This window comes from Agromyces agglutinans (genome assembly GCF_009647605.1).
Taxonomy (GTDB): Bacteria; Actinomycetota; Actinomycetes; order Actinomycetales; family Microbacteriaceae; genus Agromyces; species Agromyces agglutinans.
The window spans coordinates 453,713-466,495 of record NZ_WJIF01000003.1 but is presented as its reverse complement, the minus strand read 5'-3'; the positions used below and the strand labels follow the sequence as shown (position 1 = coordinate 466,495).

The window sequence follows — 12,783 nt, the reverse complement described above, 5'->3', positions numbered from 1 at the left end:
CAGTCCGACCGAAGGAGTCCCGCACCCATGTCGTCACCCGATGAACTCGTCATCGTGCCGCACACCCACTGGGACCGCGAGTGGTACGAGCCGCACGACGTCTTCCGGCTGCGGCTCGTGCACATGGTCGACCGCCTCCTCGACACGCTCGAGCAGAATCCGGGGTACCGGTTCACGCTCGACGGGCAGGCCGCCGCGGTCGACGACTACCTCGAGATCCGGCCCGAGCAGCGGCAGCGGGTCGCCGCGGCGGTCGAGCGCGGGCAACTCGCGATCGGGCCGTTCCTGATCCTGCTCGACGAGTTCCTGTGCGACGGCGAGACGATCGTGCGCAACCTCGAGCTCGGACTTCGCGCGAGCCGGCGCATCGGCCCCGAGATGCGCATCGGCTACCTGCCCGACATGTTCGGCCACGCGGCGCAGATGCCCCAGGTGCTGCGCGGCTTCGGCATCCGCGACGCGATGCTCTGGCGGGGCGTGCCCGCGCGGGTCGACCGGCACGCGTTCGCGTGGTCGGCGCCCGACGGGTCGGTCGTGCGCACCGAGTACCTGCTCGACGGCTACGGCAACGCGCTCGACCTGTTCGCCCTGCCGGGCCAGCTCGAGGCGCTCGTGGCCGAGTACGGCCGCTCGATCGCCTCCTGGTACGGCGCCGACCCCATCCTCGGCATGCTGGGCACCGACCACAGCGCGCCTCCGGCCGACCTCATGCAGGTCGTCGCGGCGGCGGAGGCGGCGGGCATCGAGACCGCGCTCACGGTCGACACGGCCGAGGGCTACGTGCGTCGCGCCGCGCCCGAGTGGGCCTCGGGCGACGACGACGCGCTCGCGGGGATTCCCTCGGTGGCGGGCGAGCTGCGCTCGCACGCGCGGGGCAACCTCCTCCCGGGCGTCTTCTCGATCCGCACGAACCTGAAGCAGGCGATGGCCGACGCCGAGCGCCGCCTCTCGACGGCCGAGCGCCTCGACGCCGCGTTCGGCGCCGACGACCACCGCGCGTTCTTCGACACGGCGTGGTACCGGCTCGTGGAGTCGACCGCGCACGACTCGGTCACGGGCTGCGGGGTCGATGCGACCGCGAACGAGGTCGAGTCGCGGCTCGCCACGGCCGCGAACGTGGCGCGGGGCGTGGTGCTCCGCACGATGGAGCGCCTGGCGGCCTCGGTGGACCCCGACCGTCACGTCGTCGCGAACCCGACCGGCTTCGCGCGCCGCGCCCACGTCGAAATCCGGCTCCACGCCCCCGACCCGGCGCGGCTGGGCGAGGGCGTGCAACTGCTGCGGTCGCTGCCCGAGGTGCTCGGCGACGAGACGATGACGAGCGTCGAGCTGCGGAAGCTGCTCGCCCGCATCCACGGTCGCGAGCTCTTCGGCCAGCTCATCAACGACTGGACCTTCACCGACGACGGCATCCGCTTCCGGGTCGCCGAGGCGCCCGTCGGCGAGTTCGACCTCGCCGCATTCGTGGAGGCGCTCGAGGCCCGCATCGCGGCCGACCCCGACGGATCGGGCCGCTGGCGGGTCGAGATCCTCGCCGATCCGCGCACTGTCGCGGTCGTCGGGGTCGAGGTCGGGGGCATCGGGGTCGCCGAGCTCGATCCGGCCACCGCCGCGTCGGCCGGGGACCCGGTCGTCGTCGGCGACCGCACGCTCGCGAATGCGCAGGTCGCGGTCGAGGTGCTCGAGTCGGGTTCGGTTCGCATCGAGGCCGCCGACGGCACGGTGCTCGACGATGCGCTCCGACTCGTCGACGAGGGCGACCGCGGCGACTCCTACAACTTCGGCCCGCTCGCAGGCGGCGAAGCGGGCGAAGCGGGCGATTCGGGCGGCGACGCGGTCACGACGCCGGCATCGGTCGAGGTCGAGGTGCTCGAGGCCGGGCCGATCCGCGGCCGACTGCTCGTGCGACGCACCTACGCGATCCCGGCCGCCGTCGATGCGATCGACCGCGACCGCCGCAGCGACGCGACCGTGCCGCTCGTCGTCGACACGGTGCTCGAGCTGCGCGAGGGCGAGCCGATCGTGCGCGTCGCGGTCGACTTCGTGAACCCGGCGGCCGACCACCGGCTGCGCGTGCTCGTGCCGACCGCGGTCGCCGACCTGCCCGGCTCGTCGGCTGCCGGCCAGTACGCGGTCACCGAGCGCGGTCGCACCGGCGAGGGCGGGTGGGGCGAGCACCCGCTGCCGACCTACCCCGTCGCGCGGTTCGTGCACGCCGGCCGCGCGAGCCTCATCGTCACCAAGCATTCCGAGTACGAGATCGTCGGCGACCCGGTGTCGGGCTCCGACGCGATCGCCCTCACGCTCGTGCGCGCCGTGGGCATGATGAGCGTCAACATCCACCCCCTCCGCGACGAGCCGGCGGGCGCCGAGTTCCCGGTGCCGGGCGCGCAGTACCTGGGCACCCGCGTCCGTACCGAGTTCGCAGTGCTGCCCTCGTCGGCCGGATGGGCCGAGTCGGGGGCGGCGCGCTGGGCCGAGCTCGTGCGCGTCGAGCCCGAGGTCGCGCGCGGCACCCGCGGCGGCCCCGCCGTCGTGGGCGGGGTCGCGGGTGCGGGCGGCACCGCAGAGGGCGCGAGCCTGCCGGCCGTTCCCGCGATCGAGGTGCCGGGCGACGTCGTGCTGGAGTCCCTGCGCGAGGTCGCCGCGGCTTCCGGCGAGGGCACCGACTGGGAGGCGCGGTTCGTGAACTACCGCGACCGGCCGCAACGGCTCGGGGCCGTGGCATCCGGAGCCTGGGATCGCACCGACCTCGCCGGCGACGTGCTCGAGCGGAACGTCGATCTCGAGGCCTTCGAGATCGGCGCTGCGCGCATCGAGACGTTCCGTCGGCGGTCGCCGCGGTCGGCGGTCGTCGACCGGGACTGACCCGGATGCCCCTCGATCGGGGTGGCCTCGCCGGTACTCGGCGCGGCGTACTGTCAGATCATTCGAACAACCTGGAGAGGCCCCATGCCCCAGCTTCCCGAGCAACGGCTCCCGGTCGAGCTGTTCCTCGACCTCGATCGAGGCGGGCCCGTGCCCCTCTACTACCAGGTCGCGAGTCGCCTCGAGCGCGCGATCCGCGACCAGACGCTGCCGGCGGGCGCCCGGCTCGAGAACGAGGTGGCGCTCGCCGCGCGCCTCGGGCTGTCGCGGCCGACGATCCGGCGGGCCATCCAGGATCTCGTCGACCAGGGCCTCCTGGTGCGCCGCCGCGGCATCGGCACGCAGGTCGTGCACGGCAAGGTGACGCGCAACGTCGAGCTGACGAGCCTCTTCGAGGATCTCGAACGCTCGGGCCAGAAGCCCGAGACCTCGGTGCTCTCGATCGAGCAGGTCGTGGCCGACGAGCACGTCGCCGAGGGGCTCGGCGTGGAGCGCGGCAGCCCGGTGCTGCACATCTCGCGCCTGCGCAGCGCCGACGGCGTGCCGCTCGCGATCCTCGACAACGTGCTGCCCGAGGCGTTCGTCGACCTCGACCGCGCCGACCTCGAGCGGCACGGGCTCTACCAGCTGCTGCGGGCGCGCGGCGTGACGATGCGCGTCGCGAAGCAGCGGATCGGCGCGCGCGCCGCGACGACCAAGGAGGCCGGGCTGCTCGACCTGCCCCGCAGCGCCCCCGTGCTCACGATGTCGCGCACGGCGTTCGACAACTCCGGGGTCGCGGTCGAGTTCGGCCAGCACTGCTACCGGCCCGACCGCTACTCCTTCGAGGTCACCCTCGTCGATCGATGAACGGGCGGATGCCTCCGCGCGCGGCGCGCCCGGGGCATCCGTTCGATTCAGCCGAGCAGCGGCCGCTGCTGCTCGCGGGCGTGCTCCCACTCGCGGCGGGCGTCGCGCGCCGACGCGAGGTCGGAGACCTCGGCGACCGGGACGTCCCACCAGCCCTCGCTCGACGGCGTGACCGAGCTCGGGTCGGCCTCGACGTGGATCACCGTCGAACGGTCCGAGGCCTTCGCGGTCGCGATCGCGCGCCCCAGCTCGGCCGCGGCGTCGGGCCCGGTCGCCACCTCGATCACGTCGACGCCGTAGCTGCGCGCGTTCGCCGCGAGGTCGACCGGTACGCGCTCGCCGCGTTCGAAGTCGCCGTGCTCGGCGTCGTAGCGGCGGTACCTCGTGCCGAACCGCTCGGCGCCGACGGACTCCGACAGGCTGCCGATCGACGCGTACCCGTCGTTCTGCACGATGACCACGATCACCTTCAGGTCCTCGGCGACCGCCGTGGCGAGCTCGGAGTGCAGCATCAGGTACGACCCGTCGCCGACGAGCACGATCACGTCGCGGTCGGGCGCGGCGCGGTGCACGCCGAGGCCGCCCGCGATCTCGTAGCCCATGCACGAGAACGCGTACTCGACGTGGTAGCCGAGCGGATCGCGGACCCGCCACAGCCGGTGCAGGTCGCCGGGCATCGACCCCGCCGCCTGCACCACGACGTCGGTCGGCTCGCTCGCCGCGTTGACGGCGCCGATGAGCTCGGCCTGCGTCGCGAGTGGCCGGCCGCTCGGCGCGAGCACGGCGTCGGCCCGAGCGAACCACTCGCGTCGCTCGCGGTCGACGCGCTCGGCGTACTCCGGCGCCACGCGGTACCCGTCGAGCGCCGCCGCGAGCGCCTGGAGCGCTTCGCGGGCGTCGGCGATGACGGGCAGCTGGGTGCCGTGCTTGTACGCGTCGAAGCTCGCGACGTTGACGTTGACGAACGCGACATCGGGGTTGCGGAACGCCGTGCGGCTCGCGGTCGTGAAGTCGCTGTACCGGGTGCCGATGCCGATCACGAGATCGGCCTCGGCCGCGAGGCGGTTGGCCGCGGGCGTGCCCGTCGCCCCGACGCCGCCGAGGTTCGCGGGGTGGTCCCACGCGAGGGCGCCGCCGCCGGCCTGCGTCGTGCCGACCGGGATGCCGGTCGCCTCGACGAGGCGCAGCAGGTCGCGCTCGGCCTCGGAGTAGAGCACGCCGCCGCCGGCGACGATGAACGGGGCCCGTGCCTCGCGGATCCGGGCCACGGCGCGCTCGAGCGGACCGCGTTCGGGCAGCGGCCGGCGGACGTGCCAGTCGCGGTCCGCGAGGAACGCGTCGGGCACGTCGAGCGCCTCGGCCTGCACGTCCTCGGGCAGGGCGATCGTGACGGCGCCCGTCTCCGCGGGGTCGGTGAGCACGCGCATCGCCGCGAGTGCGATGGAGAAGAGCTGCTCGGGCCGCTCGACCCGGTCGAAGTACCGCGACAGCGGCCGGAAGGCGTCGGTCACCTGCAGGCTGGTGTCGTGCGGGTGCTCGAGCTGCTGCAGCACGGGGTCGGCCACGCGCGTCGCGAACGTGTCGCTCGGCAGGAGCAGCGCCGGCAGCCGGTTGCTCGTCGCGAGGGCCGCGCCGGTGAGCATGTTCGCCGAGCCCGGCCCGACCGAGGCGATGCTCGCGAACGTCGCCCGCCGCCGCCGCATGCGGGCGAAGCCCACCGACTGGTGCACCATCGCCTGCTCGTTGCGCGCCTGGTGGTAGGGCATCAGCCCGGGATCGCGCCGGTGCGCGGCCAGCAGCGCCTCGCCGAGGCCGGCGACGTTGCCGTGCCCGAAGATCCCGAACACGCCCGGGATCGTGCGCTCCCGGTGGTCGCCGTCCACCGTCCACTGGTGGGCGAGGAACTCCACGAGCGCCTGCCCGACCGTCATCCGCCGCGTGCTCATCCGAGTGCTCCGTCCTGGTCATCCGTCGCGTGGCGCACGGCGCCGAAGGGCAGCCGCGGGTCGGCCGGCTCCTCGGCCCACGTCTGGCGCACCCACGCGTGGTCGGGGTGGTCGGTGATCTCCCAGACCCGGTCGCCGGGCCCGGCCATCACGTTGAGGTAGTAGAGGTCGTACCCGGGCGCGGCGGCCGCGGGCCCGTGGAACCCGCCGGGCACGAGCACCACGTCGCCCGAGCGCACGCGTTCGTCGAGTTCGATCGTCGTCGCCGGCGACGACGAGGCGCTGAACAGCGCGTACGCGTCGGCTCGCTCGCCGCCGTCGACCGGTCGGACCTCGAAATAGTAGATCTCCTCGAGCCGCGACTCGGCCCCCGGGAGGTGTTCGTCGTGCTTGTGCGGCGGGTACGACGACCAGTTGCCGGCCGGCGTGAGCACCTCGCACACGATGAGGCGGTCGGCCTCGAGCACGGCCGGCGTGCCGAGGTCGTGCACCTGGCGGCTCGACTGCCCGCGACCGCGCAGCTCGACCGGTGCCGCCGCTGCGGGCAGGTGGCGCACGGCTCGTCGTGTCGTCGCGGATGCCTCGGCGACCGCCACGCGCCCCGTGCCGGTGATCCGGGCCGAGGAGCGCGGCGGCAGGTAGCAGGTGTCGGTCGGGCCGTCGAAGAACGAGGGGCGGCCGTCGAGCCGCACGTCGGCGGGTCCGTCGGCGCCGTCGACCTCGATGCGGAACGTCCCGTGCAGGGGCACGACCAGCCGCTCGACGTCGGCGGATTCGAGATGCAGCGCGGGCGGGCCCGCCGTGTCCTCGCCGAGATCGCCGACCCGGAGCCCCGTGTACGCCCATCCCTCGATGCGCGTATCCACGACCGTGCGCCACTCGCCGTCGGCGAGCGTGCCGTCGGGGCGGAACCAGCGGCGGCTCCCGTCGTCGGTCACGGTGACTCCTCTCGGGTCGGATGAATCGGATCTCGGATGGATCGGGGCGGATGCCTCGGTGGTCGTCATCGCGCGTGCACGAGTGCCGCGGCGGTGTCGACGGCGCGTTCGACGTCGCCGTCGGGAGGGTAGACGAGCGCACGCCCGACCACCAGTCCGCGGACGCCCGGCAGGTCGAGCGAACGCTGCCAGCTGGCGTAGGTCGCCTCGGGGTCGTCGGCGCGCTCGCCGCCGAGCAGCAGCGTCGGCAGCGTCGTCGCGGACATGACCCGCTCCATGTCGTCGACCACGGGCAGCTTCATCCACGTGTAGGCCGAGCAGGTGCCGAGGCCGGCGGCGATCGCGACCGAGGTGATGACGGCCTCGGCACTCAGGTCGTTGACGATCGCGCCGTCGCGCCGCAGGCTCATGAAGGGCTCGAGCATGATCGGCACGCCGGCTTCGGCCGCGGCGGTCACGGCGCGCGCCGTGGCCTCGAGCGTGCGGCTGGTGCCCGCGTCGTCGAGGTTGATGCGCAGCAGGCACTTGGCGAAGTCGAGCCCGTCGCGCACGATGCCGGGGATGTCGTAGCCCGTGTAGCGGTCGTCCATCTCGAACGAGGCGCCGCGCAGGCCGCCACGGTTCATGGAGCCGACGACGACCTTGTCGTCGAGCGCGCCGAGCAGGGCGAGGTCGTCGATGATGTCGGGCGTGGCGAGCACGCCGTCGACGCCGGGCCGGCTGAGCGCGAGGGCGAGCCGGTCGAGCAGCAGGTAGCGGTCGGCCATCGCCATCGGCTCGTCGCCGACGCCGAGGGCACCGCGGGCCGGGTGATCGGCCGCGAGGATGAAGAGCCGTCCGTTCTCGCCGAGCAGCGGCCGCTTGCTGCGCGCCGCGTGCGCGCGGGCGATCGCCGTCGGATCGGTCGCGCGCACGTGCCGGACCTCGGCGAAGCGCTCGGGGGTCACGTGGCGGAGCTCATGGCCGGCCATCGACGGCTCCCTCGACTCGGGGGAGGTCGGCGACGAGCGCTTCGACCTCGCGCGTGTTGGGCATCGCGGTGGAGCACTCGCGGCGGGTGGCGACGATCGCCCCGGCGGCGTTCGCGAACCGGATGACGCGCTCGAGCGGCCAGCCGGCGATGAGGCCGTGCGCGAGCGCGCCGCCGAAGCCGTCGCCCGCGCCGAGGCCGTTCACGACCTCGACGGGGATCGCCGGGGATTCGACGGTCTCGGTCGCGGTCTTCGCGACCACCCCGGCAGGTCCGCGCTTGACGATCGCGAGGTCGAGTCCGAGGTCGAGCAGCGCGTCGGCCGCGCGGTGCGGGTCGCGCTCGCCGACGGCGACCTCCACCTCGTCGAGGTTGCCGACCGCGACCGTGACGTGCTCGAGGGCGCGCCGCACCTCGCGTCGGGCCGTCTCGGGCGACTCCCAGAACATGGGGCGGTAGTCCAGGTCGAGCACGGTGAGGGGTCGGCGGCCCCGCGCCTGCCAGGCCGCGTGGTGGGCGTCGCGACTCGGCTGCTCGCTGAGGCCCGTGACGGTCGACCAGTACATGGCCGCGTCGCGGATGGCCTCGAGCGGGAGGTCGCCGGCGCGCAGGTCGAGGTCGGGCGCGAGGGGTCGCCGGTAGAACGTGAGCGGGAAGTCGTCGGGCGGGAAGATCTCGCAGAACGTGATCGGGGTCTGCAGGTCGGGCGAGACGCCGAGGTGGTCGGCGTCGACCCCGAGGCGACCGAGCTCGCGCCGGAGGTAGCGGCCGAACGCGTCGTCGCCGGTCTTGCTCACGATGGCGCTGCGTCGTCCGTGTCGGGCGGCCGCGACGGCCACGTTCGCGGCGCTGCCGCCGAGCGATCGGGTGAAGGTCTCGACCTCGTCGAGGTGGCGTTCGATCTCGCTCGGGTAGAGGTCGATGCCGATCCGCCCGATCGTGATGAGGTCATGGGTCGCTGCTGATGTGGTCATACGTCGCCGTGCAACTCCCTCGCTTCGCCGCGGACGGTGAGGCCAGTCTACACAGAATGTCCTAACAAACTAGCAACCACTGCGAAGCGCGAGGCGTCCGCGTGGCCGTGCAGCGCCGCCCGTGCGGGGCGCGGCTACGATCGACGGATGCCCCTCCGCCCGGTCGACGACCGCGATCGCGCCCTGCTCCGCGAGGCGACGCTCGGCAACCTGAACTGGAGCGGCGAGCGCATCTCGGAGGCCGAGTTCGATGCGACGCCCGAGCTCGCGCACTACGCGACCCGCTTCGATGCCCGCCGCGACTTCGGATTCGTCGACGAGGTCGCCGACGTCGAGGCCGACGATGCCGACGACTGCCGGCCGCTCGGCGTCGCCTGGGTGATCTTCCTCCCCGCCGACGATCCCGGATACGGCTACGTCGCCGACGACGTGCCCGAGTTCAGCATCAACGTGATAGCCGAAGCCCGCGGCAGGGGCGTGGGCGCCCGCCTGGTCGACGCCGTCGTCGCCGAGGCCGAACGCCGAGGCATCCGCGCGATCAGCCTGAGCGTCGAGGACGGCAACCACGCCCAGCGACTCTACGAGCGCGCGGGCTTCGTCGCGGTCGGACGCAACGGCGGCTCCGACACCCTCCTGCTCGAACTGGCCTGATGGGCCCGCGCGCCGACGCCGCTACGGCGCGATGTGGTGCGCCGCCCGGAACACGTCACCCGGGTCGAACTGGCGCTTCACCCGGCGCAGCCGCTCGAGCGTCGCCGGCGGGTAGATCATCGCGGTGACGTCGTCGCCGAACTCCTGCGTGAAGTTGGCGTACCGGCCGACCGTGTGGTCGAGCGGGGCCGTGAGGTCGAGCAGGGCGTGCTCGGCCTCGTCGTCGGTGGCTTCGGCGGGAAGCACGCCATTGACCATGACGAGCGCCTGGGCGTCGCGATGGGCGATGGGCGTCGCATCGGGCGCCACCCGCGCGTAGGCGCCGCCGAGCGCACGCAGCAGCACCATGGTGGGGATCGGCCCGTCGAGCACGCGCTCGACCGCGGCGAGCAGCTCGTCGGAGAGTTCGGGCGCGAAGCCGTTGCCGCCGACGAACCGGAACGGCGGCTTGCCGGGCGGGGCGGCCTCGAGGAGGTCGCCGTAGGCGATCGGGCCGAGCGAGACCTCGGTGACCGACGGGAGCGCGAGGATCGGGGCGAGCAGGTCGCGCAGCTCCTGCTCGGTGCCGAGGAGCGCCACCCCGAGCTGCGGACCGCCGGGCATCTCGGGCCCGAAGGGCGGCATCACCATGAGGGTCGAGTTCAGCTCGTCGGGCGAGGCGAGGGTGACGTCGCGCCACGCGCGCAGCACGGCCCCGACATCGGATCGGTCGAACTGCACGTGGCCGCCGACGAGGCCCTCGACCGGCGCGGCCTGGACCAGGAACCGCGTGACGATGCCGAAGTTGCCGCCGCCGCCGCGGATGCCCCAGAACAGGTCGGGATGCGTCTCGGCGTTCGCCGACACGACGGCCCCCGCAGCGGTCACCACCTCGACCTCGCGGATGAGGTCGACCGTGAGCCCGTGCGTGCGCACGAGCCAGCCGATGCCGCCGCCGACGGCCAGGCCCCCCACGCCGACGTCGAGCGTGTCGCCCGACGAGATGCCGAGGCCGTGCGGCGCGAGCGCCGCCGCGACGTCGCCCCAGCGCGCACCGGCGCCGATCGAGACGAGGCCGCCCTCGCCGACCGTCACCGAGTCGAACTCGGCGAGGTCGACGACCAGGCCCTCGGTGGCGGGCATGCTGCCGTGCCCGCCGCTGCGGACCGCGATCGGGCGCCCCTGCGCGACGGCCGTGCGCACCGCCAGGGCGAGCTCGTCGGCGGTGGTGGGCCGCACGACGGCCTCGGGTTCGCCGACACCGGCGAAGACGGTACGACCGGCGTCGTACTCGGGCGAGCCGGGGCCGAAGGCCCGACCCGGGACGCGTTCACTCAGCGCGGAGAGGATCGACATGCGAGGCAGTCTCGCAGTCGCCGGCGACATCGGGCACCCCTGCTCGCCACGGGCGAACGGCGCCGCCCACGGCCGACCCCTACTCGCCCGACGGGTGCGCCTTCGCCCGGTCGATCACCCACGCGTACGCGAACGCCCGCTCGCGCCACGCCGAGTACCGCCCCGAGACCCCGCCGTGCCCCGCGGCCATCTCGATCCGCAGCAGGGCGTCGGCGCCGGCCTCGCGCAGCTTCGCGACCCACTTCGCGGGCTCGACGTACAGCACACGGGTGTCGTTCAGCGAGGTCACCGCGAGGATCGGCGGGTAGTGCGACCCGTGCGCGCCGTCGTGCACGTTCTCGTACGGCGAGTACGCCTTCATGTACGCGTACACCTCCGGGTCCTCGAGCGGGTTGCCCCACTCGTCCCACTCGATGACGGTCAGCGGAAGCGACGGGTCGAGGATCGAGGTCAGCGGGTCGACGAACGGCACCTCCGCGAGGATGCCGCTGAAGTGGCGCGGCGCGAGGTTGGCCACGGCGCCCATCAACAGGCCTCCCGCGCTGCCGCCCTGCGCGACGAGCCGGTCGGGGGCCGTGACATCCGTATCGATGAGGTGGCGCGCCGCCGCGACGAAGTCGGTGAACGTGTTGCGCTTGTGCAGCTGCTTGCCGTGCTCGTACCAGAGCCGGCCCATCTCGCCGCCGCCGCGCACGTGCGCCACCGCGAACACCATGCCGCGGTCGAGCAGCGACAGGCGCGCGATCGAGAAGCCAGGGTCGATGGAGTGCTCGTACGACCCGTAGCCGTAGAGCAGGGTCGGCGCGGGCGTTCCCCGCTCGACGAGGTCCTCGCGGTAGACGAGCGAGATGGGCACGCGTGTGCCGTCGTCGGCGATCGCCCACTCGCGGCGCTGTGCGTAGCGCGCGGGGTCGTAGTCGCCGAGCACGGGCTGCTGCTTGCGCACGATCCGCTCGCCGGTCGCGACCACGACGTCGATGACCGTCGTCGGCGTGACGAAGCTCGTGTACCCGACACGAAGCACGGGCTGCTCCCACGCGGGATTGCCGCCGACGCCGACCGCGAACAGCGCCTCGTCGAACCCGAGTTCGTGCAGCGTGTCGTCGGGTGTCGCGTCGGCCGGCAGGCCCTGCGGCGGCACCTTCGCGATCGCGACGCGCGGCAGGCCCTCGCGGCGGTACTCCACGGCGACGAAGTCGCGGAACGCGTCGACGCCCTCGAGCCGCACCGCCTCGTCGTGCGGCAGCAGCACGCGCCGCTTGCCCCGCGGGTCGGATGCTGCGACGCTGACCAGCTCGAAGTTCACGGCGTCGTCGTTGTGCACGATGAGCAGGCGATCCCTGCCGCCGGCCACGACGTGCTCGACGTCGTACTCGACGCCCTCCTTGCGCGGCCACACGACCTCGAACGCGCCGGTCGGGTCCGAGGCATCCAGCAGCCACGTCTCGCTGGTGACGTTCGAACCGGCCTCGATCATGAGGAACCGGCGGCTGCGCGTCAACCCGACGCCCAGCCAGAACCGTTCGTCGGGTTCGGTGAACACCTGCACGTCAGCGGATGCCTCGGTGCCGACCTCGTGGCGCCAGACGGTGTCGGGCCGCCAGGCCTCGTCGACCGTCGTGTAGAACACGTACCGGCCGCTCGGGTCGAACAGCGCGCCGCCGGCCGTGCCTTCGATCACGTCCGCGAACGCACGGCCGCTGCCGTCGACGGCCCGGATGCGCAGCGTGTACCGCTCATCGCCCTCGACGTCGACGCCGGTCAGCAGCAGCGACCCGTCGGCCGACACGTCGAAGCTGCCCAGGGCGAAGAACTCGTGGCCCTCGGCCTCGGCGTTCTCGTCGAACAGCACCTGCTCGCCCGGGAGCGCTCCGGCTCCGGCATCCGTCACGGGCGGATCCCAGTCGTCGGGTCCGGCCGCCGCAACCCGGCAGTGGATGCCGTACTGCTGCCCCTCGACCGTGCGCGTGAAGTACCACCAGTCGCCCTCGCGGCTGGCGACCGAGAGGTCGGTCTCCTTCGTTCGCGCCTTGATCTCCTCGAACACCTGCTCGGTCAGCAGCGAGAGGTGCTCGGTGCGGGCCTTCGTGTACGCGTTCTCGGCGTGCAGGTGCGCGATGACCTCGGGATCCTCCTTCTCGCGCAACCATTCGTAGTCGTCGACCACCACGTCGCCGTGGTGCTCCCTCGTCGTCGGACGCTTCGGGGTCTCTGGCGGAGTCAGCACGCCACCACGCTACGCCGGATGCCCG

9 protein-coding genes are annotated in these 12,783 nt (G+C 73.3%); 3 read left to right on the top strand and 6 right to left on the bottom strand.

Annotation, left to right across the window (positions count from 1 at the left end; genetic code table 11):
* Nucleotides 1–27 precede the first annotated feature (27 nt).
* Both GE115_RS08390 and GE115_RS08385 read left to right on the top strand, forming a co-directional pair.
* On the top strand, nt 28–2,868 hold the full coding sequence (locus tag GE115_RS08390; protein WP_153684294.1) for a glycoside hydrolase family 38 N-terminal domain-containing protein: 2,841 nt from the start codon (nt 28–30) through the stop codon (nt 2,866–2,868).
* Nucleotides 2,869–2,952: 84 nt separating this feature from the next.
* Complete coding sequence (locus GE115_RS08385) at nt 2,953–3,717, top strand: GntR family transcriptional regulator (RefSeq protein WP_153684293.1); 765 nt, start codon at nt 2,953–2,955, stop codon at nt 3,715–3,717.
* A 47-nt stretch (nt 3,718–3,764) separates the two neighbouring features.
* On the opposite strand, the gene iolD is transcribed toward GE115_RS08385, so the two are convergent.
* From iolD to iolC, 4 genes are all read right to left on the bottom strand, one after another.
* On the bottom strand, nt 3,765–5,663 hold the full coding sequence (gene iolD / locus GE115_RS08380; protein ID WP_153684292.1) for a 3D-(3,5/4)-trihydroxycyclohexane-1,2-dione acylhydrolase (decyclizing): 1,899 nt from the start codon (nt 5,661–5,663) through the stop codon (nt 3,765–3,767).
* Entirely contained in the window at nt 5,660–6,601 is a 942-nt protein-coding gene (gene iolB, locus GE115_RS08375; protein ID WP_312855025.1) for a 5-deoxy-glucuronate isomerase, read from the bottom strand. Before iolB ends, iolD begins: the two co-directional genes overlap by 4 nt.
* A 65-nt stretch (nt 6,602–6,666) precedes the next feature.
* Complete coding sequence (locus tag GE115_RS08370; protein WP_153684290.1) at nt 6,667–7,572, bottom strand: class I fructose-bisphosphate aldolase; 906 nt, start codon at nt 7,570–7,572, stop codon at nt 6,667–6,669.
* The gene (iolC, locus tag GE115_RS08365) at nt 7,559–8,545 is read right to left on the bottom strand and encodes a 5-dehydro-2-deoxygluconokinase (protein ID WP_153684289.1); all 987 of its coding nucleotides are present in this window, start codon (nt 8,543–8,545) and stop codon (nt 7,559–7,561) included. Before iolC ends, GE115_RS08370 begins: the two co-directional genes overlap by 14 nt.
* A 147-nt stretch (nt 8,546–8,692) precedes the next feature.
* On the opposite strand from iolC, the gene GE115_RS08360 reads away from it, so the two are divergent.
* The gene (locus tag GE115_RS08360; protein WP_153684288.1) at nt 8,693–9,196 is read left to right on the top strand and encodes a GNAT family N-acetyltransferase; all 504 of its coding nucleotides are present in this window, start codon (nt 8,693–8,695) and stop codon (nt 9,194–9,196) included.
* 21 nt (nt 9,197–9,217) lie between these two features.
* On the opposite strand, the gene GE115_RS08355 is transcribed toward GE115_RS08360, so the two are convergent.
* Together GE115_RS08355 and GE115_RS08350 are read right to left on the bottom strand one after the other, a co-directional pair.
* Nucleotides 9,218–10,531, bottom strand: coding sequence for an FAD-binding oxidoreductase (locus GE115_RS08355; RefSeq protein WP_172979780.1), 1,314 nt, complete (start codon nt 10,529–10,531; stop codon nt 9,218–9,220).
* A gap of 79 nt (nt 10,532–10,610) precedes the next feature.
* Entirely contained in the window at nt 10,611–12,758 is a 2,148-nt protein-coding gene (locus GE115_RS08350; RefSeq protein ID WP_312855024.1) for a S9 family peptidase, read from the bottom strand.
* Between the last annotated feature and the right edge of the window lie 25 nt (nt 12,759–12,783).

What these genes read in the sequence shown, in the direction of transcription:
- GE115_RS08355 (WP_172979780.1), bottom strand. Translation starts at nt 10,531, where the DNA reads ATGTCGATCCTCTCCGCGCTGAGTGAACGCGTCCCGGGTCGGGCCTTC.
- GE115_RS08385 (WP_153684293.1), top strand. Translation starts at nt 2,953, where the DNA reads ATGCCCCAGCTTCCCGAGCAACGGCTCCCGGTCGAGCTGTTCCTCGAC.
- iolC (WP_153684289.1), bottom strand. Translation starts at nt 8,545, where the DNA reads ATGACCACATCAGCAGCGACCCATGACCTCATCACGATCGGGCGGATC.
- iolD (WP_153684292.1), bottom strand. Translation starts at nt 5,663, where the DNA reads ATGAGCACGCGGCGGATGACGGTCGGGCAGGCGCTCGTGGAGTTCCTC.
- GE115_RS08390 (WP_153684294.1), top strand. Translation starts at nt 28, where the DNA reads ATGTCGTCACCCGATGAACTCGTCATCGTGCCGCACACCCACTGGGAC.
- GE115_RS08360 (WP_153684288.1), top strand. Translation starts at nt 8,693, where the DNA reads ATGCCCCTCCGCCCGGTCGACGACCGCGATCGCGCCCTGCTCCGCGAG.
- GE115_RS08370 (WP_153684290.1), bottom strand. Translation starts at nt 7,572, where the DNA reads ATGGCCGGCCATGAGCTCCGCCACGTGACCCCCGAGCGCTTCGCCGAG.